Origin of the sequence: Paramesorhizobium salinisoli (assembly GCF_003335045.1) — a bacterium.
GTDB lineage: Bacteria > Pseudomonadota > Alphaproteobacteria > Rhizobiales > Rhizobiaceae > Paramesorhizobium > Paramesorhizobium salinisoli.
In genome coordinates this window covers 232388-253468 of the sequence record NZ_QOZG01000007.1, presented here as the reverse complement: position 1 = coordinate 253468, position 21081 = coordinate 232388, and the positions used below count along the sequence as shown (strand labels likewise).

General features: G+C 61.8%; 21 protein-coding genes and 2 pseudogenes. 13 read left to right on the top strand and 10 right to left on the bottom strand.

Annotated features, from left to right (window positions below):
* Window position 1: 1 nt before the first annotated feature.
* Genes DUT91_RS17825 through sctT form a run of 11 tightly spaced genes read left to right on the top strand, consistent with a single transcriptional unit; the run spans window position 2 to window position 7425 of the window.
* On the top strand, window positions 2-181 hold the full coding sequence (locus DUT91_RS17825; RefSeq protein WP_114441838.1) for a hypothetical protein: 180 nt from the start codon (window positions 2-4) through the stop codon (window positions 179-181).
* A gap of 46 nt (window positions 182-227) precedes the next feature.
* Window positions 228-683 carry a hypothetical protein gene (locus tag DUT91_RS17820; protein ID WP_200835005.1) on the top strand — a complete coding sequence of 152 codons (456 nt, stop codon included), beginning with the start codon at window positions 228-230 and terminating at the stop codon, window positions 681-683.
* Window positions 684-706: 23 nt separating this feature from the next.
* Window positions 707-1489, top strand: a complete 783-nt coding sequence (gene sctJ, locus DUT91_RS17815) for a type III secretion system inner membrane ring lipoprotein SctJ (RefSeq protein ID WP_245419781.1) — start codon at window positions 707-709, stop codon at window positions 1487-1489.
* Complete coding sequence (locus tag DUT91_RS17810; RefSeq protein WP_114441836.1) at window positions 1486-2160, top strand: hypothetical protein; 675 nt, start codon at window positions 1486-1488, stop codon at window positions 2158-2160. The genes sctJ and DUT91_RS17810 overlap by 4 nt, the downstream gene beginning before the upstream one ends.
* On the top strand, window positions 2157-2762 hold the full coding sequence (gene sctL, locus DUT91_RS17805; RefSeq protein ID WP_114441835.1) for a type III secretion system stator protein SctL: 606 nt from the start codon (window positions 2157-2159) through the stop codon (window positions 2760-2762). Before DUT91_RS17810 ends, sctL begins: the two co-directional genes overlap by 4 nt.
* Before the next feature lie 28 nt (window positions 2763-2790).
* Window positions 2791-4095, top strand: a complete 1305-nt coding sequence (locus tag DUT91_RS17800) for a FliI/YscN family ATPase (protein ID WP_245419784.1) — start codon at window positions 2791-2793, stop codon at window positions 4093-4095.
* Window positions 4096-4136: 41 nt separating this feature from the next.
* The gene (locus DUT91_RS17795; RefSeq protein WP_147272206.1) at window positions 4137-4595 is read left to right on the top strand and encodes a hypothetical protein; all 459 of its coding nucleotides are present in this window, start codon (window positions 4137-4139) and stop codon (window positions 4593-4595) included.
* Window positions 4596-4612: 17 nt separating this feature from the next.
* Window positions 4613-5653 carry a type III secretion system cytoplasmic ring protein SctQ gene (sctQ, locus tag DUT91_RS17790; RefSeq protein WP_160113673.1) on the top strand — a complete coding sequence of 347 codons (1041 nt, stop codon included), beginning with the start codon at window positions 4613-4615 and terminating at the stop codon, window positions 5651-5653.
* Window positions 5646-6299, top strand: a complete 654-nt coding sequence (gene sctR / locus DUT91_RS17785; RefSeq protein ID WP_114441832.1) for a type III secretion system export apparatus subunit SctR — start codon at window positions 5646-5648, stop codon at window positions 6297-6299. The genes sctQ and sctR overlap by 8 nt, the downstream gene beginning before the upstream one ends.
* A gap of 5 nt (window positions 6300-6304) precedes the next feature.
* On the top strand, window positions 6305-6574 hold the full coding sequence (locus tag DUT91_RS17780) for an EscS/YscS/HrcS family type III secretion system export apparatus protein (RefSeq protein WP_114441831.1): 270 nt from the start codon (window positions 6305-6307) through the stop codon (window positions 6572-6574).
* Between the two features lie 8 nt (window positions 6575-6582).
* Window positions 6583-7425 (top strand): type III secretion system export apparatus subunit SctT, encoded by an 843-nt coding sequence (gene sctT / locus DUT91_RS17775; protein ID WP_114441830.1) that lies wholly within the window; start codon window positions 6583-6585, stop codon window positions 7423-7425.
* 21 nt (window positions 7426-7446) lie between these two features.
* Here sctT and DUT91_RS17770 read toward each other — a convergent pair whose 3' ends face one another.
* A complete protein-coding gene (locus tag DUT91_RS17770; RefSeq protein WP_114441829.1) occupies window positions 7447-10569 on the bottom strand; it encodes a LysM peptidoglycan-binding domain-containing protein in 3123 nt (1040 codons plus the stop codon).
* Between the two features lie 357 nt (window positions 10570-10926).
* Between DUT91_RS17770 and DUT91_RS17760 the strand changes: the two are divergent.
* A pseudogene (locus tag DUT91_RS17760) lies at window positions 10927-11508 on the top strand (alpha/beta fold hydrolase); the annotation flags it as partial.
* Window positions 11509-11581: 73 nt separating this feature from the next.
* On the opposite strand, the pseudogene DUT91_RS17755 reads toward DUT91_RS17760, so the two are convergent.
* The 8 genes and pseudogenes from DUT91_RS17755 to DUT91_RS17715 all read right to left on the bottom strand — a co-directional run.
* Window positions 11582-11782, bottom strand: a pseudogene (locus tag DUT91_RS17755) (arginase family protein); the annotation flags it as partial.
* A gap of 405 nt (window positions 11783-12187) precedes the next feature.
* On the bottom strand, window positions 12188-13237 hold the full coding sequence (locus DUT91_RS17745) for an ABC transporter substrate-binding protein (RefSeq protein WP_114441827.1): 1050 nt from the start codon (window positions 13235-13237) through the stop codon (window positions 12188-12190).
* Between the two features lie 3 nt (window positions 13238-13240).
* Window positions 13241-14434, bottom strand: coding sequence for an NAD(P)/FAD-dependent oxidoreductase (locus tag DUT91_RS17740; RefSeq protein ID WP_114441826.1), 1194 nt, complete (start codon window positions 14432-14434; stop codon window positions 13241-13243).
* Window positions 14431-15816, bottom strand: a complete 1386-nt coding sequence (locus tag DUT91_RS17735; RefSeq protein ID WP_114441825.1) for an FAD/NAD(P)-dependent oxidoreductase — start codon at window positions 15814-15816, stop codon at window positions 14431-14433. The genes DUT91_RS17740 and DUT91_RS17735 overlap by 4 nt, the downstream gene beginning before the upstream one ends.
* On the bottom strand, window positions 15813-16103 hold the full coding sequence (locus tag DUT91_RS17730) for a (2Fe-2S)-binding protein (RefSeq protein ID WP_114441824.1): 291 nt from the start codon (window positions 16101-16103) through the stop codon (window positions 15813-15815). Before DUT91_RS17730 ends, DUT91_RS17735 begins: the two co-directional genes overlap by 4 nt.
* Window positions 16104-16111: 8 nt before the next feature.
* Window positions 16112-16906, bottom strand: coding sequence for an ABC transporter permease (locus DUT91_RS17725; RefSeq protein ID WP_114441823.1), 795 nt, complete (start codon window positions 16904-16906; stop codon window positions 16112-16114).
* A 5-nt stretch (window positions 16907-16911) separates the two neighbouring features.
* Window positions 16912-17763, bottom strand: a complete 852-nt coding sequence (locus DUT91_RS17720; protein ID WP_114441822.1) for an ABC transporter permease — start codon at window positions 17761-17763, stop codon at window positions 16912-16914.
* Window positions 17760-18827 carry an ABC transporter ATP-binding protein gene (locus DUT91_RS17715; RefSeq protein ID WP_114441821.1) on the bottom strand — a complete coding sequence of 356 codons (1068 nt, stop codon included), beginning with the start codon at window positions 18825-18827 and terminating at the stop codon, window positions 17760-17762. Before DUT91_RS17715 ends, DUT91_RS17720 begins: the two co-directional genes overlap by 4 nt.
* Before the next feature lie 164 nt (window positions 18828-18991).
* On the opposite strand from DUT91_RS17715, the gene DUT91_RS17710 reads away from it, so the two are divergent.
* Window positions 18992-19810, top strand: a complete 819-nt coding sequence (locus DUT91_RS17710; protein ID WP_114441874.1) for an IclR family transcriptional regulator — start codon at window positions 18992-18994, stop codon at window positions 19808-19810.
* 214 nt (window positions 19811-20024) lie between these two features.
* On the opposite strand, the gene DUT91_RS17705 is transcribed toward DUT91_RS17710, so the two are convergent.
* Window positions 20025-21071: a helix-turn-helix transcriptional regulator gene (locus tag DUT91_RS17705; RefSeq protein ID WP_114441820.1), complete on the bottom strand. Its 1047-nt coding sequence runs from the start codon at window positions 21069-21071 to the stop codon at window positions 20025-20027.
* Window positions 21072-21081 lie beyond the last annotated feature (10 nt).

Below are 21081 nucleotides of genomic sequence, written 5' to 3'. Positions count from 1 at the left end.
AATGTCCGTTCAACCGGTCAACGCCCCTGCGAATGTGGAACAAACGCCTGATCTGGCCGATCAGGAAGCCTTCGATGCTGCCCTGCAGCAGGCCATGACCCAGGCCGGCACAACGCTCATCGGACAGCTGATGATGCAGCAATCCGGTGAAATCCTGAATGAGGCGATGTCCGACGAATAATCCGCACGCCTTTTAAAAGGCGTGCCCTGAAAAAATGGAGCCGATCATGTCCGGAATCCAGATGGTTGCTGCCCTGCCAGACGCTGCGGGGGCAACGGGTGCGGGACTTCACTCTCCCGTTTCCCAACACACTCAAAACCTCTTTGAGTTCATGGCTGAAAACGTGCGCACCCTACCGCAACAGGCGAGCCCGGCGGATCTCGGGCGCACCATGCTCGAAGACCTCAAGGGGTTCGTCGAGCGTAGCGGCAGCTTATCGAGCCGCGCGCAGCGCCTGGTCAGCGGAGAGGATACCCCGGTCCCTGCCAGCTTTTCAGCCGAGGTGAAAGCATTGGGGAACGGCACGGCCTCACCGCTGGCGGAAAGCGTTGGCGACAAGCAGATCCAGCGAGTGGTGGCATCGCTTGGCATGATGTTCGATCATTCCATTGAAACCCAGATGGTGGTGCGCGGCGCCACGCAGGTTGCGGGTGCGGCCAACACCCTTCTCAAGGGTCAATGATCCAATCATCGGGGAGAGCGCGGGTGCGGCACATTGCGATACGATGGATGATAATCGCCGCCGCTGCGATCTTGCTGCAGGCATGCAAGGCGGAGCTTTATTCCAACCTCGGTGAGCGCGAAGCCAACATGATGGTGGCGACACTGTTGGCCAACGGCATTTCGGCCAGCCGCACTGTGCAGAAGGACGGCAAGCTGACCGTCACTGTCGAGAAGAGCCAGTTCGCCCAGGCCGTCAACATTTTGAGCGAAGCGGGCCTGCCGAAGGAACAGTTCGCAACAATCGGCAGCGTCTTCAAGCAGGAGGGGCTGGTCGCCTCTCCAGTTCAGGAGCGTGCGCAGATGATCTACGCGCTGAGCGAGGAGCTTTCCAGGACAGTGTCCGAGATCGATGGTGTTCTGTCGGCTCGGGTCCACGTCGTCCTGCCGGGCAATGATCCATTGCAGCGCAATGCCGTACCGGCATCTGCCTCGGTCTTCATCCGCCACGAGCCAAATCTCGACATCAATGCCTTGATACCGCAGATCAAGACCCTTGTGGCCAACGGCATTGCGGGACTGACCTATGAAAAGGTTTCCGTTGTTCCCGTTGCCGCGCCTCCGTCGAGGCTGAGCGCGCCGGCACCTGCCAAACTCACACCTTTCCTCGGTGTATGGATGCTGGATGCCAGCGTCAGCCGTGCGATGTGGATATTCGGAGGACTTGTCGCCATCATCCTGGCCCTCGGGGGAACACTCGCTTTCACCTTCTGGCGGGATCGCGGCCGCAAGACCTATCAACTTGAACCGATAAGCTCGAATAAATGACAGCGGCAGAATTCGTGGCGGCCGAACACGGTAATGAACCGGCGAAGCAATGGACCGACATTGCGGCAACTCCACTCCGCTTTGTGCATCCCTCGCGCATTGCCGCCTGCCTCGACGAGATTGTCACGCTGAAGGCGGCCGGACAGCTTGCCACCTCTCCCCGCATCGCCAAACGTCTGGAGCGGCTGGTTGTCGATCATTATGGTCTGCCTGCATTTCCCATGGAAATGACGGCCGATAAGAGCGACCTGCGACTGATGCTGATGTCGCAGGACGAGCTTGCCGAATTTGCCCGGTCCGCGGGCGCCGTCTATTGGGCCCATGTGCTGTCGGGAGAAATCCGCGCCAGCGCCGTCGCTACATTGAAGGCGATCGTCGGCGAAACGGCCTTCGCGCTTGCCTTGACCCATCGCGATCTCGCCGGCAACGAACCAAGACCCGACGATGCAGAGACGCTGAGGACGCTCGTTCGAGACGATGGCGATGCCTGCCTCGCAAGCTGGCATGCGTCAATGCCCCCCGCGCTTCAGGCCTGGCTGCAGTTGAAGCTGCCGGAAGATCGCTCCTTTATACCCCCCGCCAGCGCGGAAAAGCGCGAGAAATGCTTCGCGATCGCGCGACGTCTCGCGCAATCGGACGACACTGCAGAAATCGCTGGTGGCCGCCAATGAACGCACTCCCTCCCAAACCGCCGGTGAAGATCATCCGGCATGAGGAAGCCGATTACTGGAGGGATGGCTATGCCCTGTTGCAGGCCGCCCAGCAGGAGGCAGAACGCCAACGCGTTGCGGCGCGGGAAGCCTATGAGGAAAGCCGCCGACAGGGGCTCGAGGCCGGGCGGCAGGAAGGCGAGCACGAAGCCGCCGCCCTTCTGGCCGAGGTCACGGCAAAGGCCAATCGCTATCTGGCCGGGCTCGACCAGCAGGTCGTCGACCTCAGCCTTGCCGTTGTCGAGAAGCTGCTGGGGCGCTATCGCGACGCCGAGCTCGTCAGCATGCTGGCGCAGCAAGCGCTTTCGGCCTTTCGCCGCGAACAGCAGGTAACGGTCAGCGTCGCGCCGCATATAGCGGACGAAGTGGAGAAACTAATTGGCGAAAGCCGCCCGGAGCTGGCGCAGACCGGATTCGCCGTAATGGCGGATCCCCGCCTGACGGGCGATCAATGCGTCATCGCCAGTCCCGTGGCGGTGATGAATGCCGGGCTTGATTCGCAATTATCGGCCATCAGGGCGGCGCTCACCGCCGCGCATGGGGAGATCCCTGATGGCGCGTGAGATGATGGTGCTCGATTTCAGCCAGCGGATGCAGCAACTCCACCGAGCCGTTCTCGCGACCGAGACGCGCCCTTTGCATGGCCGGGTGCGCCGGATAACTGGCATCATCGTCCATGCCACGGTACCCATGGTGCGCATTGGCGAACTCTGCCACCTGCGCGACCCGATCTCGGGCCGCACGGTACCCGCCGAGGTGATCGGTTTCGATGATGAAGAGGCTGTGCTGACGCCGATCGGCGATCTCGATGGCATGTCGACGCAGGCCGAGGTCATTCCCATGGGATATGCCCTGCAGGTGCCTGTAGGCCCCGACCTGCTCGGCTGTGTCCTCAACCCGATGGGCGAAATCCTGAGCCGGGAAAACGGCACCGACACGCACATCGCCGCCTATTATCCGACCCACAACGCACCGCCACAGCCGCTTTCCCGCGATCTCGTGGATCAGCCCCTGCAACTGGGCATCCGGGCGATCGACGGCTTCATGACCGTTGCGCGCGGCCAGCGCGTGGGTATTTTCGGCGAGCCCGGCGTCGGCAAATCAGCCCTGCTTTCCAGCATCGTGCGCGGTACGCAGGCCGACATCATCGTCATCGCGCTCATCGGCGAGCGCGGGCGCGAAGTGCGCGATTTCATCGAGCGCCAGCTCGGCCCCGAAGGCAGGAAAAGGTCCGTCGTCGTGGTCGCGACCTCCGACCGGCCGGCCATGGAGCGGGTCAAGGCCGCCTATGGAGCGACGGCCATCGCCGAATATTTCCGCGATCAAGGTCATCACGTTCTGCTGCTCATGGACAGCATTACCCGGTTTGCGCGCGCACAGCGCGAGATCGGGCTGGCGGCGGGCGAGCCGCCGACCCGGCGCGGCTTTCCTCCGTCGCTCTTCGCAGCCCTGCCGAAACTGCTGGAGCGGGCCGGGCCGGGCACCGGCGGATCGATCACCGGGCTCTACACGGTACTGACGGAGGGCGACGGCACGCTCGATCCGGTCGCCGAGGAGACGAAATCCATCCTCGACGGCCATATCGTTCTGAGCAGCGAACTCGCCCGGCGCAATCACTTCCCGGCGATCGACATATTGCGCAGCCGCAGCCGCCTTATGGATAGCGTCACCTCGAAGGCGCATCGGGCGAGCGCAGCCTATCTTCGCGAGCTTCTGGCACGTTATGACGATATCGAGCTTCTCCTGCGCGTCGGCGAATATCAGCGCGGCAATGATCCGAAATCGGACGAGGCGATCGACAAGCGGCAACACATAGAGGATTTCCTCAGGCAACAGACCGGCGAGCCAGCGGCGTTTTCGTCCACCGTCGCGCGAATGGGTGAATTTGCCTCATGACCAATGAGCGACATCTGGAAAGGCTTCTGAAGCTGCGTCGCATGCGCATGACGCTCAGTGAGAATGCGCTTTTGCTGCAGAACGGGGTGCGGCGGCAGGCGGAGAGCGGCGTGCACGCTGCCGTCCAGGACATAGCCCGGCACGACGATATGCGGCGCGCGCAGGAACAGGCGGCGATCGATCAGATGGCGCTTCAGCCCGTCAGCAGCCAGGCACTCGCGCAGGAGCGTGAATTTATGGATGCACTCGCCCGGAAGGCGGACGATCTGAAGCAGGCTGAGCAGTCTGCCAAGGACCTTCTAGCGGCCGAAACGCAGCGGCAGCAGGAAAAGCACCGGGAACATCACCGGAGGTTGCGCGAGCATGACAAGATCCTTTTGCTGGCACAGCAGCGTCTTGAGCAAAGGCACCGCGAGGCGGCAATGCAGAGCGAATTGGAAGAGGAGGAGCAGTCGGCCTTGCGCTCCACTTCCGGTTTGAGAAGGCGCGCCGGCAAATGAGGGCGGAACGGATACAATTGGCCTCAAATTCATCGAAGGTCATGGAAGCGGATCGGTGGCTGCCCAGGCTACCCATGGGCTGCCTTGAAAGTCTGAATGCGCTTTATTGTCCCCGGCTGCCCCTGAGCCTGCCGCATGAAGGTCTGACTGTCGAAATCCATATTGCCAGGCCCTGGGCATCGATCACTCGGCCTTTCGTCGAACTGCCGCTGACGATCGGTTCGTGGGAGGGAAAGCTCGCCCTGCCCTTGGCGATAGCGGAACGGGTGCTTGAGCCGGTAACGGGTGGGAAAGCCGCTTCGGGCCTTTCCCCGGTCTCGCTCGCGCTCCTCATGGAACATGCGCTGGCGGACGTGCTTGAAAAGCTGGAGGACGATATCGGGCAACCGGTCCATCTCGACGGCGCCGGAAAACCGGAGACGCCGTTGATCAAGACACCGTGGCAGGTGGTCTCAAGCAATGTCGCGGCAATCGCGGAGCTGCATCTGCCGATCGGTGCCCTGGAGATTATGGCCGCATACCTCCCCAGCGTCGCGCCGCCAGCGCAGAACACCATCGGTGACGATATTCCGGTGCCGTTGCAGATAATGGCCGGTCGTCAGTCGCTGAGCTATGCAGAACTCACGAGCCTTCGCCCGGGTGATATCGTCCTCATCGATGAAGCACGGGAAGATCAGGCGGAAGCGCTGCTGGCCAACCGATATGCCGCACGCGCGCTCAGGGGGCCTGATGGCTTCAGGGCTGCGGGTTCCTGGCATAAATCCAATCACAATCAGGGAACGATCATGGAAGCGAAAAGCCGACCCTCAGGCAAGCCACAAGCGAAGGACATTGATCTGGACGATCTGCCGGTCGAGCTTGTTTTCGAGATCGGCCGCCGTGAACTTACCCTCGGTGAAATCCGGCAATTGGCGGAAGGCAGCGTGCTTTTGACCGCACCCGGCGTCGATAGCGCGGTCGATATCCTCGCCAATGGCCGGCGCATCGGCAAAGGCGACCTCGTGAAGATCGGCGAGGGTCTAGGCGTTCGAGTGGTGCGTATCGCCGAAAATGGATAGTGCCTCCTCGAATCTGCTGCCGATCATCCTGCTGGTCTCAACCATCGGACTCATCCCGCTGGCGGTCGTGACCATGACGGGCTTTCTCAAGATATCGATCGTGCTTTTCCTGGTCCGCAATGCATTGGGCATCCAGCAATCGCCGCCCAATCTCGTGCTCTACGGAATTGCGCTCATCCTGACGGTCTATGTGACGACGCCCCTGGTCGGGAACATGTACCGCCTGATCGAAAGTCGCCCCGTCGATGTGCAGTCGCTCGAAGGAATCAGGGAAGCCGCCGAAAGGCTGCGGCCGCCGCTGCAGGAGCATCTATCCCGATTTACCGACGATAAGGAGAAACAGTTCTTCCTGAACGCGACCGAAAATGTCTGGTCGCCGGAAGCGCGTGCGGATCTCCAGCCGGATGATCTGGTGGTGCTGATCCCCTCCTTCGTCAGCTCGGAGCTGACCCGGGCGTTCGAGATCGGCTTCCTGCTTTACATCCCGTTCCTCGTCATCGACCTCATTGTCTCGAACGTGCTGATGGCGATGGGCATGATGATGGTTTCGCCGACGCTGATCTCCATCCCGCTCAAGATATTCCTATTCGTCGCCGTCGACGGCTGGTCGCGGCTGATGCACGGCCTCATCCTCAGCTACGGGTGAGCGTGATGGGACAGGACATCTTTCTCTCCCAAATGCAGAATGCGCTGCTGACGGTTCTCCTGGTTTCGGCGCCTGCCCTCGGCATCGCCATCCTGATCGGCATTAGCGTCGGTCTGATCCAGGCATTGACGCAGATCCAGGACCAGACGCTGCCACAGGCCTTCAAGCTCGTCGCGGTGATGCTCGTGCTCATCGTTTTCGGACCGGCGCTAGCCCTGCACGTGACCAATCTCGCCGGGCAGGTGCTCGATACCTTTCCCGTCGTGACACGCTGAGCCACATTATGGACGCAACGGCCGCGACCTTCTCCATTATCGAGTTCGCCTATCCCTTGCTGATTGCGACCGCCATGGCGATGTCGCGCGCGCTCGGCGTGGTAGTGGTGACACCGGCGTTCACGCGGCTGGGCCTCACCGGCCTTCTCCGCTCGGGTGTGGCGATCGCCATCAGCGTTCCCGTTGTTCCCGGCATTATGTCCGCCATGGCTGAACACCGTGATCTCACAAGCATCATCATGACGGGCCTGATGATCAAAGAATTCGTGATCGGGATCATCATCGGGATCGCCTTCGGCATTCCGTTCTGGGCGGCGGAAGTTGCCGGCGATCTTGTCGATTTGCAGCGGGGTTCCACATCAGCACAGCTCGTCGACCCGCTTGCAATAAACGAGGCGAGCATTTCCGCGACGCTGTTCAGCATCTCGCTCGTGGCGCTCTTCTTCATGTCCGGCGGGTTTCTGTTGCTCCTGGACGGCTTTTACAGAAGCTACGATCTGTGGCCGATCGCCAGCTTTACGCCCGTCATGGGATCCGAGGCTGTTTCCGCCCTTTTAGGCGCTCTCGACCGTATCATGCAGATCGCCCTGCTCCTCATCGCACCTGTTGTACTGGCCATCCTGATCGCGGATCTGATGCTTGCCTATCTCTCCCGCCTCTCGCCGCAACTGCACGTATTCGACCTTTCGCTGGCGATCAAAAACCTGCTCTTCTGCGTGTTGATCCTGCTTTACGCGATGTTCCTCGTCCCTCTCATGCTTTCGCAGATCGGCGATATGTCCGGCACATTCGACATGCTGCGCATGACGGTGTCTGATGTTCCTGCACCAAACCCCGGGGCGGAAGACTAAGCACTTGGCTTAGTCCCGATCTCACGCGACCGGAATATCGATCCCTAGTTGCTCCAGAACCACATCGATCTGCGCCACCGATGATGGATGGGCATCGCCGGACTGGATACTGGCGGCGAGGCTTGGAACGTAAACACCTGTGCCGGTAATTTGGTAGTTCAGCTCGTCGGGATCGGTATATTGGAAATCGTTTTCGGACGTGGCGCCCAGCTTGGAAACATCACCTCCGAAATCGTCGAGCGTGTGGTGCAGATTATCCCGCAGCGCCTCCAGGCTCTCGTGAGGCATATTGTTCAGCCAGTCGATGAACTGCTGGCGATCCGCCGGTTGGTCTAGCTCGAAACCCTTCATCTCGGCATATCGGGCAAGGAGCGGCACGGCGCTGAAACCATCGCCGCTTTGATCGACCAGGGCACCTGCCACATCCTCGTCAAGGCCTGCATACTCCAGGAATTGCTTTGACGTATCGGTCATATAGACATTGGACGCCCGGGTATCGGTGACGATCATCTGGCCGATGACTGCGGCTCCGACGATCACAAGTCCGGCAGGTCCGAACATCGTGCCCGTGCCCAGGGCCGCCATGACCGTGCCGCCGGCCGCGACCGCGGACAGGCTGCCCATGAGCGGGTCGCCGGCCCTGAAATGATCGACGGCATTCCACGCATCGAACCCTGCGCTGAGCGCTCCGAGGAATTTCACTGCTGGCTTGCTCGAGCTGCCGAAGTGCCGCACGGCAGCGGAATCGGCGTCGATCCGGTCCATTCCACCGAGGATTTCGACTGTGCGTTGACCAAGACCTACCGCATCAATGACGACCTTGAGGCCGTTTTTCAGCGTCGGGTCGTTCTGCAGATTCGTTGCTGAATTGCTCAGTGTCGCCCCCGTCGCCGCGACGCCGACCATGCGCAGCAACTGGCCGGGAACCGTGGTGTTGGCGAAGGACCGGATACCGCTCGAACTGCGCAGATCATTGAGATCGCTGTCGAGCTGCGCCATCTTGGCTCTCGCCTGCTCAACCGTGTCGCCAGGCTCCGGCAGCGATTGTTTGACGGCATCGATAGCCCTGTTCATATCGCTTTCGGGGATACCCAGCAAGGACGACAGGGTGCTGCTCTTCATGTTTTCGAGGCTGGTTCTGGCCCGTTCGAGACTGGCGGGATTGTTTACGTCGAGTTCGCTGAAGGACGGCAGAACCGTGCGCCGGACGATCTGCGTCGTCGCCTCCTCCGCCAGCTTGCGGCCGCGGTCGGTCAGGCGGGCCTGGTCGCCCAGGAAGTTAACGACCTGCGGATTGTCGAGCAGTTCGGGATTCGTCTTCATGGCGATATCGATCGCCATGGCCGTCTTTTCGTCCGACAGGATCTGACCGATCTGCTCATCGACTGCGGCTTGCTGCGACGCCAGTTCCGGCGGCAGGTTGCCGAGCGCCGTCAGTTGCGTAAGGAGCTTCCCGCCCTGTTCGGCGATATCGTTTTCCAGGCGCTCTTCCGTCGCCTGCCAGTCAGGCCCTTTTTCGGTCTTATAATCCTCGACGGCCTGCTCAAGCTGTTCCGGCGTCATCGTCGATCCGTGATTGGCGATCAGCCACTGCAGTTCCTGCATATGTGTGGCATAGGCGTCGATACTGCCGTTGACCGTAGAGGCGTATTGCTCGACATTCGGAATGATGTTCTGGGTGACGAAATCCGGGCTGGTGGACCCATATTCCGCGGCCACGGCCAGCGGGTAATCCAGGCGGGAACCATTGGCGATCGCCGGCGGTATGGAGTTTATGTTATAGCCGCCCAGTGCGGCGAAACGTTCGACGATGGCGTCAGCGCCCGGCGTGCCGCCAATGCGGTCGATGATCTCCATCAGGTCCATCTGACCATTCATTCCGATCAACTCACTACCAATCATCTCCTGGCGCCGGGTATTTGCAGCCTCGATGGTCGGCATCGATGCGGAGAGGAGATCGACAGCGAGTTTCGGATCGACGCCGTCCGTCAGCTTTTCCAAATTCGCCATCACCGTCGCGGCGTCGCCCTGATCGCTGGTCGCGCTCTCCGGATCGTACTCGGCGAGCGGCTGCGTCGCCCAATCCGCAGCGTTGCGGATCAGTTGATCGGCATCGTCGGAGCGCAGGAGCACCTGCTGCAGATCGGCGGGCGCGGAGGCATAGGATTCACTGAATTGCTGGAAAGCCTTGTCCGGCTCCCCCGTTGCATTGGCGGCGTCGATAATCTGCCGGGCCCTCTCTTCAAGATCCACACCGGCATGGGTGGAGGGGCGCAAAGTGATGCCGAGCTCGTTTGCCGCATTCTCGATTGCCGTCTGCGCGGGCGCGGCATCCTGCCATTCCCGGTCAAAGAGCCGCTGCAGCGCACCGGCCCGTTCGCCTTCCGGCAATTGCTGGATATAGGTCTTCACATCACTGGTGATTTCGGCCGTTTCGGTCTGATAATCGATATTGGGATCATCCGAATACTGGATTTCATTGCCGCGGTCATAGATCTCACCAGCAAAGATGTCTTCCCGTTCGGTCTTGAGGCCACGTTCCTCGATGGCCACTGTGATGGCGGTGCCGGCCGGACCGGCATCACGCCAGTCGCTCTCGGCCAGACGCAGTGCCGCCTCCTGCCGTTCTGATTCCGGCAGGTTGTCGAGATAGGTTCCGACATCCTCCTGCATGGCTCGCGTTTCGGCTTCATGGTCGATCTGCGAGGGATCGTCGGCATATTCCAGCTCATTGCCCCGCTCGTAGAGATCGCTGATAAAGGCGTCTTCTCCAGCCGGCACGCCGTTGCTGTCAACAGGTCCGTTCGCCACGACTTCCGGCGAGCTCAGCGGCACGATCAGCACCTCGTTGGGTTGAATCACCCCGTCGGTCGCACCGAGCTCAATCTTGTTGGTCGCCAGCAGATCGTCGAGGCTGACATTGTTCTCGCGGGCGATTTCCCACAGGCTGTCGCCATTCTCAATGACGACGGCCTTTTCATTGAGAGGATCGATCTTGTCAGAGCCGCCCGCCTGCGCCCGCTCGTTTATCGCCTCGTTGATCTCGGCCTGGAACAGGCGCTGCTGTTCGTCCGAAAGGACAGACGTGCGATTACCCGCTGCATTGTAGCGATATTTTCCATCAATATCGATGCGGTAGGACATGATCGTTCTCCGGTAATCTTCCCGGGAGAGACGCTCCCGGATGGGCCTGACTGAAGCGGCAGGATGTCCATCTACTATGCTCGGCGAGCATTATGGTTTGATGACAAGAAGATGAATTGTGCGGGCGGGCGGAGCAGCTTTCCCGTATTGCGCGAGGAGATCGGGAACAATAATTGCGGCTATTTTCCTGTAATGGTCGGGATCGAGGTTCTTCCTCACTTTGTGTGAAGCGGCGGCAGCATGCGGGCCCTCAGCAGTTCAGGTCCTGCCCGGCCGTACATCGAGCGCTTGAGGGTCTTGAGGCGGTTGATCTGGCCTTCGCCTGTCCGTTGCTCCAAGGCAGCTCGATGGCGTTGTCTCGCCGGTGACGTTGCTGCCTTCATGGATGCGGTCGGCATCGAGAAGGCCGATGTCTTCGGCTATTCCATGGGCGCGGCGACTGGCCTCCAGCTCGCCCTCCGCCACCCGGGAAAGATTAAGAAGCTTGCCGCGGCCTCGCCCGCTTACGACGCTACCGGCTTTCAGCCCGACTACCGGGCCTTCATTCCCCAGATGACTCCGGAAATGTTCCTCGGCATGCCGTTCGCGGAGGAATACCGCAAGCTCGCCCCAAATCCCGATGGATTTCCCGCGCTCGTCCGCAAGCTGATCGCGCTCGAGCATGAGCCCATGAGGTGGGAAGCGGATGTGAAGGCGCTGAAGACACCCGTGCTGATCATCACCGGCGACGCTGATGTCACGACCCTTGAGCACTCGGTGGCGATGTTTCGGCTGCTCGGCGGAGGCGGCATGGGAGACATGGGCAAACCCTTGTCGCAGTCGCGCCTCGCCGTCCTGCCGGCCAACAGTCACACCGCCGTCATTGGACGGCCCAATTTATTGCTTACCCACGTCGAGGCCTTTCTGAAGGGCGAGACGCCGAAGGGGATGCAGCAATAACCAACCTTGCGGCGCGCCGGTCGATGCGTGGCCAGTGGCCGGCGCTGGGCTTTAAGCGCCCGATGATTTTAGCTTATCGTGCCGCGATTTCGAGCACTGCTACCAGCACATCAGCCAGTCCGCGCCCAGCGCTGCCGTTCTCGTCGAGGCGCGGATTGTAGATGGTGACCTCGATACCGACTGCCTTGCCGCTTGCTATGGCTATCCGCAGCGCCGTCCCCAACTCGTGCCACGACAGCCCGCCTGGCACACGGAAATCAACTGCCGGCATGATCCGCGCTCCCGATCATCGTTACGACCGAGCGGTTCCTGGCATGTTCCGGCTGGTGCCGAGCGATATGAGAAAGAAGCTCGAAGTCGACTATGCTAGACCAGCCTCGGAACTGAAACATCACCGAACAATCAGCGCCATACTGCCTACTGACGGGCAGAATTTTCATATGACGTACACTTGCCGCAATATTAACTGCGATCAACCCAGAGTGGACACTGGCAAAACGGTTCATCGCGGTAGTCAAGTGTAAAGATCTGAACTGACTCACCTTTTTGACAGAGCGGTGTTGCCATATATTTGACAGGCATTACCCGCGCGCCCAGACACAGACGAAGCTCCGCGCCTTCATCGACCTGGCGAAACAGGTGCTGCGGCCCGGTCACTTCCGGGCCGCAGAATGAATGACTAGCGCTCGATCGTCTTATTCCAGCGGCTGTTCCACTCCGGCCGCTTGGCATTGATCGCATCCCAGTCCAGCGTCACCGCAGTCTTCATATAGCCGTGGAAAGCCTCCAGCTTCCTTTCCGCTTCCGGCGTCGTCGCCTTGGCTTTCGGGTTGGAGGGCACGATGTTGCCGGCGGCCAGCGCCTTGGACTGCGCTTCCGGCGAAAGAAGATAGGCGGCGAGCTTCTGTGCCAGCTCGGGCTCGGAATTATTGGCGATAACGCATTCCGCCACCATCAACATGACCGAACCCTCCTTCGGCTGGGCGTATTCCACCGGAATGCCCTTGCCCTGAAGCGTCGATACCCCGGTTGGCGTCAGCGGAAAGATGGCTGCTTCACCCGTCTGCACCATTTCCGAAATCTTGGCGGAGTTCGGAATATATTCAAGGACGTTCTTGCCGATCGTGTCAGGGAATTTCTCGAAGCCGGGCTCGACATTTTCTTCGCTGCCACCTTCGATACGGTTGAACATGAGAAAGGCGTGCAGCCCGAATGAAGATGTGGCTGCGGACTGGAAAACCACCTTGCCCTCGAATTTCGGATCCGCCAGATCCATCCAGGAGGTCGGCGCCGCCCAGCCGTTTTCGTCGAACATCTTCTTGTTATAGGCGAGGCCGGTCATACCCAGGTCAATACCCACCGCCATATCATCCTTCAGCCGTGCGCTGGAGGCGATCTCATTCAACTCAGGGCTTGGCTTCAGCTTTTGGCAAAGGCCCGCACCGATGGCGCGCACCATCACGCCGTCATCGAGGAACATCAGATGCATCTGCGGATTGTCCTTGGCCGCGGTCGCCTTGGCGAGAATATCGGCGGACGTGCCGGGTACGACGACGATCTTGACGTCATTCTCCTTCTCGAAATCGGGAAAGACGTCCTGCAGATAGGTGCGTTCGAAATTGCCTCCATTCATGCCAACATAAAGCGTCTTGGTTTCCGCCTGTGCGGCACTGGTGGTAAGCGTCAGCAGGGCGATGCCGGCGGCAAATGTGGTTCGATGATTGATCATTTATCAGACTCCCCTTTGTTGCGGCTCTTGGCTGTGCCCCGCACCCGAGCCGTGGATGGTGCGGTGGATAGATGCTCCCATATCCGTCGTGAAGCGCGTGATGGAGAAGGCTTCGATCGGCGTCGTGGTGCGACCGTCGCGCACGAGCTCCGCCAGCACCTCGCCGACACCCGGCGCGATCTGAAAGCCGGCGCCGGAAAAGCCGAAGGCGTGGATCAGGCCCGGCGTCGTCCGGCTAGGGCCGATCACAGGATTTCTGTCCGGCATCGCGCCTTCCGTGCCGCTCCAGAAGCGGATGGCATGGGCGCGCATGAGGCCGGGGAAAAGCGCTGCGGCGCGGTTCATGATGGCAAGCGGGCCTTCACCGCTCGGGCGCGAGAAATCAGCATCCACGAGCGGCAGCCCGCGTTCACCGCCGATGATGCAATTGCCGCGCTCGACCTGTCGGGCATAGACGCCTCCGCCCTCCATGCCGATATTGACAGTGAGCACGGGCGCCAACGGCTCCGTCACCACCATGGAGGGATAGATGCGAGTGAGCGGCACTGGCTCGCCGAACAGCGTGGCGAAATCGTCGGCCCACGCGCCGGCGCTGTTGATGACGATGCGAGCGGTGATATCGGTCCCCTCCCCCGACTCCAGCGCAAATCCATCGCCGTTGCGCGTAATGCCGGTCACCTGGCTGTTTTCCAGCACATGCACGCCGGCGCGGCGGGCTGCAACGGCGAAACCAGTCGACACGAGACGCGGATTGGCATGTCCGTCACCTGGACAGAACGAAGCGCCGACAATGCTGTCGCTCACAAAGCCGAAACGCCGGCGCAGCTCGCTGGGGCCGACGCGTTCCAGTTCAAGGCCGTAATCCGCGACTTTTGCCGCATAGGCTTCAAGGGAAGCCATGTCGGCCTCATCAGCCGCGAGCTTTAAATGACCGGAACGCAGATATTCCCCATCAATGCCGATCAGCTCTTTGAGGTGGGGCCAGATGGCATGAGCGCGCTGCGCGAGCGGCAATTGCTCGGGAGGGCGACCCTGCCGGCGCACGCCACCATAATTGACGCCGCTGGCCTGCGCGCCACAATAGCGCCGGTCGATCAGGGCGACATCCATACCGGCTGTCCGCAACGCCAGCGCGGCGGAGCTGCCGACGAGGCCGCCGCCGATAATCGCGACATCGACATTAAGACGCCTGTTCATTCCGCAGCCGTCCGCGCTCTTCCCGGTTTCAACGCCAGAGGCAAGGGTTTGACCGGTGCCTGAGCGCGCAGGTGACCCACAGCATCGACGCTCTTTGCGATTTCGCAGGCAAGAATTTCGGCCGCCGCCGCGCCGCAAAACCGCCCCTGGCAGCGGCCCATGCCGATGCGGCTGACAGCTTTCAGGCGATTGAGCTCGTCGAGCGCGAAATCGCGCACGGACTGGCGCAAGGTGCCAGCGCTCACCTCCTCGCACCGGCAAACGAGTGTTTCATCGGCGACACACTTCGCCCAATGCCCGGGATATGGAAAGGCCGCCTCCAGCACCTCGCGGAAACGGCCGATACGGCTGAGCCTTCGCTCCAGATCCGCCGCGCGCTCAAGCGCGTGCGGCAAACCACGATCCTCCAGGAGGGCCAGCGCCCCGCGCTCGCCGGCAAGCTCCGCCGCATCAGCTCCGGCAATTCCTGCGCCGTCGCCGGCAAGATAGACGCCTGCGACACTGCTGCGGCCGCTGATGTCGCGCTGCGGCAGAAAGGCGTTCTCGCGCGCGTTGAAGGAGAAGGCGCAACCGGCCAGATCGGCAAGCTGGGTTTCGGAGCGCAGCGACAGACCATACCCGATGCCGTCACAGGCGAGACTTCGCTCGCGTTCGCCTTGCCGCCAGCGGACGCCTTCCACACGTGTAACGCCTTCCATGGCGAGGTCCTCGATACCATAGTGAATGGCGACACCGCGCAACCGCAATTCAGCGGCGAAACGCATGCCGCGCAGCACGATGTCGGGGGCGAGCACCAGGCCGCGCAGAAGATGGTATTTGGCCATCAGCGGGGTGGCATCGAGCACGGCGGCGACATCGATGCCCGCTTTCATATATTGCCAGGCGACGAGATAAAGCAGTGGCCCCGAGCCTGCGAAGACGACGCGGCTGCCGATGGCGCAGCCCTGCGTCTTGAGCGCGATCTGCGCGCCGCCGAGCGTGAAAACACCGGGGAGTGTCCAGCCGGGAACGGGCAGCACGCGATCGCTGGCACCGGTCGCAAGGATGAGCCCGTCATAGGCGACCTCCCGGCTTACGCCCGCCAGCGCGATATCCGCCATGCCTTCGCGCAGGTTCCAGACGAGGGCCTGCGGCCAATAGTCGATGCGCCTGGCGAGCGCGGCGAAATCGCGGTGCAGCCGCTCCGCCTTCGGCGCTTCGGAGCCGTAGAGATCGCGGGTGCTGCGGCCATCGTCGACGAGCCGCTGGCGATAGATCTGGCCGCCGCAGGCCGGCGCTTCATCGACGACGAGCGGACGCAGGCCAGCGTTGGCAAGAGCCTCGGCGGCGCGTACGCCGGCCGGTCCCGCGCCGACGACGAGAGGTTGCGGACGGCCCGTCATGCGGCGGCTCCCGTGCCGGTGAAAATCTCCATGCCGGCGGCAAGGGGCGTCGTGCAGGCGCGGGCACGTTCGCCATTTGCGAGCGTCACCCAGCAATCCTGGCAAGCTCCCATCTGGCAGAAGCCTGCCCTCGGCGCGTCGGAAAATTCGCTTGAACGCACGGCTGTGCCCGCGGTGAGGACAGCGGTGAGCAAGGTGTCGCCTTCCCGCCCGACGCAGGGAGTGCCGTCAAGCGTAAAGGAAATCGGCCTGTGCTCGCTTCGGGCAATGCGGTGGAAGAGCTGCATCGCGCGCCTCACTTTTCGCCGACAAGGATTTTGTCGAGCCCGAACACGCGGTCGAGCACCAGCATGGCGATTGCGGTGAGCGCGATCATCAGGGCCGAAACGGCGGCCATCATCGGATCGATGGATTCGGTCGCGTACATATACATGCGCACCGGCAGGGTCACCGTCGCGGGAGACGTCACGAAGATCGACATGGTCAGTTCGTCGAAGCTGTTGATGAAGGCCAGAAGCCAACCGCCGGTGACGCCGGGCAGGATCATCGGCAAAGTGATACGGCGAAAGACGGTCCATCGCGAAGCGCCGAGCGTCATGGCCGCCTGCTCCGCGCTGCGGTCCAGTCCGGAAAGCGCCGCGATGACCAGGCGCAGCACATAGGGCGTGATGACGATGACATGGGTCAAGACCAGCCAGGTGAAGCTTCCGGTAACGCCGATAAGCGCAAAGAGCCTCAGGAAAGCCACGCCGAGCACGAGGTGGGGAATAATCAGCGGCGAGAGGAAAAGCGCGTTGAGCGCGTCGCGGCCGAAAAAGCGATAACGGTCGATGGCAAGCGCCGATGGAACCGCAATCGCAACCGACAGCGTTGCCGCAATGGTTGCAAGCCACAGCGAATTGCCAAAGGCAGTGATGAAATCGGGATAATCCAGAATGGCGCGAAACCAGCGCAGCGAGAAGCGAGTCGTGGGTATCGTCAGCGTGTTTTCGGGGGTGAAGGCGACGAGACAGATAACGACGAGCGGTGCAAGTACGAAGGCAATCACGGCCGTGTGGAAAAGGAGCGCAAGGGGACCGTTCTTCTGCATGGCACTCAACCCAGGGCTCTGCGTGCCCGGGCCTCGACGGCGCGGTTATAAGCAAGCATGATGACGAGATTGGCGAGGAGGACGATAATGGCGATCGCGGCGCCCATCGGCCAGTTCAACTCCTGCATATATTCGTCATAGACGAGCGTCGCCGCCATCTTGAGCCGCCGTCCGCCAAGCAGACCGGGGATGGCAAAGGCGCTGGCTGAAAGCCCGAAGACGATAAGGCTGCCCGAGAGAAGGCCTATGCTGACCTGCGGCATCACCACGCGCCGCAAGGCGGCAAAACGCGAGGCCCCGAGACTCCAGGCGGCCGTCTCCACCATGGGATCAAGCTTCTGCAGCGCGGTCCAGACCGGAATGACCATGAAGGGCAGCATGACGTGGACGAGCGCGATGACGATGGCCGTCTCCGTATAGAGCAGCCTGACCGGGCCGAGGGCCAGCACACCGAGTGCTGCGTTGACGAGGCCGGTGGAACCGAGCAGCATGCTCCAGCCAAAGGCGCGAACCACCACGGACACGAGGAGCGGCCCGATGATCACCAGGAGAAAGATGGATCGCCAGGGGCTTCGCATCCGCGACAGGATATAAGCCTCGGGCGCGCCGATCAGAGCGCACAGAAGCGTCGTCAGGAAGGCAAGGCGCAGCGTGCGCCAGAAGATCTCGAGATAATAGCTGTCTGAAAGGACACGTCCGTAATGGGCGAGCGTGTAGCTGTCGCCGATGCCGGTATCATAATTATAGGTGAGGAAGGACAGGATCACCGTCAGGACGAGCGGCACGAGGACAAGCCCGAGAAACAGCACTGCGCCGGGCGAGACGAGCAGCCAGGGTGCGGCGGGCGACCGGCTCATGACACGGTCCCGCCGGCTGAAGCTTCGATGCGCAGGCTTGCCGGCGCCCAGTCGATCCCGACGCGTTCGCCTTCCCGCGCCGGCTCCTCGCCATGGTTCGGCATGGAGACGACAATGACGCCCGCCGGGGTCTCTACATTGAAGAGCCAGTGCCCGCCAAGAAAGAACCGGCTGGCCACATTACCGTTGAGACGCCCTTCGCCGGCCTTGTGAAGAAGAAGCTTTTCCGGGCGGATCGACGCCGTCACCGCGGCGCCGGCAGGAAGATCCGCCGCCTCGCTTGGCAGCATTGCCCCTGCCACTTCCACCGTGCCGATGGGACCGTTGGGCCACCAGATACCCTCAAGCCGGTTCATCCTGCCGACGAAGGACGAGATGAAGGGCGTTGCCGGCTTCTCGTAAAGGCGGTAGGGCGCATCGACCTGCGTCATGCATCCAGCCTCCATCACAACCACGCGATCGCTGATCGAAAGCGCCTCGGCTTGGTCGTGCGTGACCATGATGGTCGTCGTGCCGACGCTACGCTGGATCCGGCGCAGTTCGAACTGCATTTCCTCGCGCAGCTTGGCATCCAGATTGGAAAGCGGCTCGTCGAGAAGCAGTACCGGCGGCTCTATGACGAGCGCGCGGGCAATGGCGACACGCTGGCGCTGTCCGCCCGAGAGCTGCCGCGGATAGCGATCCGCCATCCCGGCGAGATGGACGAGCGCGAGCATGTCGGCGACGCGGGTGTCCCGCTCGGCGCGCTGCACCTTGCGCATTTCCAGCCCGAAGGCGACATTCTGCGCGACCGTCATATGCGGAAACAGGGCGTAACTCTGAAAGACGATGCCGAGTCCGCGCCGGTTCGGCTTCTCGTGCGTGATGTCCCGCCCGTCGAGCGTGATGCGGCCGCTGGTCGGCTCGACCAGTCCGGCGATCATCTGCAGTGTCGTCGTCTTGCCACAACCGGAAGGTCCGAGCAGCGAGACGAATTCGCCCTTGGCGACGCTGAGATCAACGTCGCGAACAGCGGCCAACTCGCCGTAGAACTTGTTCACCTGCTCAAGCGTCAGGAAAGCCATGCACCCACCAACCGCACTTTGAAACTCTTCAAAGGAGGTCGCAGCGACCCGGGATAGTCAAATTAAAATTCCATTTAACAGAATTTTTCTTGACTTAATTCCGTTATATGAAATTTTGGATGATCAATGACCACACAGATTTCATTCCAGGCCTATATGAATCGATGACCGATCAAGATCGAGGACTGTCCAGCCTGCGCCGGGCTCTCACGCTCCTGCGCATCGTCGCAGGCGGTGATCCCGCCGGCATACGGCTGAAGGACATTGCCGGTACTGCCGGCTGCAGCCAGTCGACGGCGCATCGAGCGCTGCAGGATCTGATGGCGGAGGGCTTCGTCGAGCAGGTCGAGGGCGGGAAACGCTATCGTCCTTCGCTTGATTTCTTCGTGCTCGCCGCGCGGGCCGGACAAGCCGGCGGCATACGTGATCTCGCCCGGCCAGTGCTTCTGCGCCTTGCCACCACCTTAAGCGACACGATCTTCTTTCTGGTGCGCAACGGCTATGACGCGGTATGTCTCGACCGTGTCGAGGGGCCTTTCCCAATCCGGTCCTTTACCGGCGATATCGGCGGCAAGGTGCCGCTTGGCCTGGGCCAGGGCAGTCTGGCGATCCTCGCCCATCTGCCCGAGGCGGAACAGGAAGAAGTCATCCGTTTCAATATTCCGCGCCTCATCGATCGCGGTTTCCTCGACGAAGCGGGCTTGCGCGCGGCCATCGCCACGGCGCGTGAACAGGGCTGGGTCAATCTCAATACCGGCCTCATCCCGGGTATGGCTGGGGTGGGCGTGCCGGTCATCGACGCGCAGGGACGCCCGGTCGCCGCGCTCAGCGTCGGCACGCTGGCCGAACGGCTCGGTCCGGAACGCCTGCCCAGCGTGGTGCGCATCCTCAAGACCGAGGCGATGAATCTCGCCGCCGGCCTCAATCCCTTCGACGTCTCCTTGCGCTATCCGCTGCGCAGCCTGAGCAACATCCGCCCGTGAGGCACAGACATTGTTCCGCTGCCTTGCGGCGTCAGTTGCACACATAATCGGGACCGTGTTTTCGGCACCGTCGGCGGGTGGTCCGGCAGGAAACGAGCATGCCGCGCTGAAGCAGCATTTCCTCGGTATCGCGCTGGCCGAGACTGAAGCGGCCCATCGCCAACGGGCGAGGCAGCAGACAGCCGGATCGGGCTGGCTGGCCTGCTGGTCCAGTTCAGAATGCGGCGATCTCGGGAGCGCGATTATCGAGTCGCAATTCACTTGGGGAAATTCCGAACTGCTTGCGGAAACAGGTCGCGAAATACTGACTCGACGAGAATCCGCAGTCGAACGCCACTTCCGTGACCGACCTCCCGCCATTGGATGCCAGCATCTGACGCGCGGCCGCGAGCCTGATCATCTGCAGGTAGCGCGACGGCGTCATGTTGGTGAGCGAGAGGCAATGTTTGGAGAACTGGGTACGTGAGAGGTTGCACTCCGTGGCCATGTTCTCCAGCGTCCAATCGTCGTCCAGCGCGTGCCACAGCCGGCGCAGGAAGATCTCGACCGTGCGACGCGAGGCCGCCAGCGAGTGGTCGAGTTCCGGCTGCTGCGCCTCCAGCTGGTCCTTGAACTGCAGCAGCATCATCGAAATCAGCAGCCGCAGCCGCGTCTCGCCGCCGTCGATATCGTTGCTCGCCACGATGTCGGCGATGTTCATGAAGCTGCGCGCAACCTCGCGGGAGGCTGTGTACCAGGGCTGTTCGTTCATGGAGAGAAGTTCGGTCAGACGGGTCTGGTCACGCTCGGGCCAGGCGATCCAATCGGGCCACAACCATCGCTCGTGCGGCCGGCGCACACCCATGTCGAACAATACCCAGACGATCTGGCTCGGAGCCACAAACGGGTTGCCGAATGCATGCAATTGCCACGGCCGCACGACGAACATCTGGCCTTCCTGCAGTTCGTGGCGCTGGCCGTCAAGCGTGAGCGTGAGGGTGCCACGCGCGAGATAGGCGATCTTGACGCCTTCGTTGCAGTGCTCCTTCAGCCCCCAGTCCTGCGGACGCGTGGCGTCCCACCCGCCGACCGAACAGACCTGCGGCAGTGCGTCGCCCAGATCGCGGCCCGGATAGCCGCGGCGCGTCCAAGCGCTCAGGGTCACCTTTCCCTCCAGCGAGGCGTTGTGCAAATCCTTGCAATTGCCGGCATAAAGCAGCGCCCCCGGCTCACGGAACACCGCCGGCCGCGCAACCGCGCTCGCCTTTTCCAGATTCGTCATCGACACCTCC

Excerpts from the sequence above, each read along its gene's own strand:
- DUT91_RS17795 (WP_147272206.1), top strand. The coding sequence starts at position 4,137 with ATGCGCATGACGCTCAGTGAGAATGCGCTTTTGCTGCAGAACGGGGTG.
- DUT91_RS17810 (WP_114441836.1), top strand. The coding sequence starts at position 1,486 with ATGACAGCGGCAGAATTCGTGGCGGCCGAACACGGTAATGAACCGGCG.
- sctT (WP_114441830.1), top strand. The coding sequence starts at position 6,583 with ATGGACGCAACGGCCGCGACCTTCTCCATTATCGAGTTCGCCTATCCC.
- DUT91_RS17720 (WP_114441822.1), bottom strand. The coding sequence starts at position 17,763 with ATGAGCCGGTCGCCCGCCGCACCCTGGCTGCTCGTCTCGCCCGGCGCA.
- DUT91_RS17800 (WP_245419784.1), top strand. The coding sequence starts at position 2,791 with ATGCAGCAACTCCACCGAGCCGTTCTCGCGACCGAGACGCGCCCTTTG.
- DUT91_RS17710 (WP_114441874.1), top strand. The coding sequence starts at position 18,992 with ATGACCGATCAAGATCGAGGACTGTCCAGCCTGCGCCGGGCTCTCACG.
- DUT91_RS17820 (WP_200835005.1), top strand. The coding sequence starts at position 228 with ATGTCCGGAATCCAGATGGTTGCTGCCCTGCCAGACGCTGCGGGGGCA.
- DUT91_RS17725 (WP_114441823.1), bottom strand. The coding sequence starts at position 16,906 with ATGCAGAAGAACGGTCCCCTTGCGCTCCTTTTCCACACGGCCGTGATT.
- DUT91_RS17730 (WP_114441824.1), bottom strand. The coding sequence starts at position 16,103 with ATGCAGCTCTTCCACCGCATTGCCCGAAGCGAGCACAGGCCGATTTCC.
- sctL (WP_114441835.1), top strand. The coding sequence starts at position 2,157 with ATGAACGCACTCCCTCCCAAACCGCCGGTGAAGATCATCCGGCATGAG.
- DUT91_RS17740 (WP_114441826.1), bottom strand. The coding sequence starts at position 14,434 with ATGAACAGGCGTCTTAATGTCGATGTCGCGATTATCGGCGGCGGCCTC.
- DUT91_RS17825 (WP_114441838.1), top strand. The coding sequence starts at position 2 with ATGTCCGTTCAACCGGTCAACGCCCCTGCGAATGTGGAACAAACGCCT.
- DUT91_RS17715 (WP_114441821.1), bottom strand. The coding sequence starts at position 18,827 with ATGGCTTTCCTGACGCTTGAGCAGGTGAACAAGTTCTACGGCGAGTTG.
- DUT91_RS17745 (WP_114441827.1), bottom strand. The coding sequence starts at position 13,237 with ATGATCAATCATCGAACCACATTTGCCGCCGGCATCGCCCTGCTGACG.
- DUT91_RS17705 (WP_114441820.1), bottom strand. The coding sequence starts at position 21,071 with ATGACGAATCTGGAAAAGGCGAGCGCGGTTGCGCGGCCGGCGGTGTTC.
- DUT91_RS17770 (WP_114441829.1), bottom strand. The coding sequence starts at position 10,569 with ATGTCCTACCGCATCGATATTGATGGAAAATATCGCTACAATGCAGCG.
- sctR (WP_114441832.1), top strand. The coding sequence starts at position 5,646 with ATGGATAGTGCCTCCTCGAATCTGCTGCCGATCATCCTGCTGGTCTCA.
- DUT91_RS17780 (WP_114441831.1), top strand. The coding sequence starts at position 6,305 with ATGGGACAGGACATCTTTCTCTCCCAAATGCAGAATGCGCTGCTGACG.
- DUT91_RS17735 (WP_114441825.1), bottom strand. The coding sequence starts at position 15,816 with ATGACGGGCCGTCCGCAACCTCTCGTCGTCGGCGCGGGACCGGCCGGC.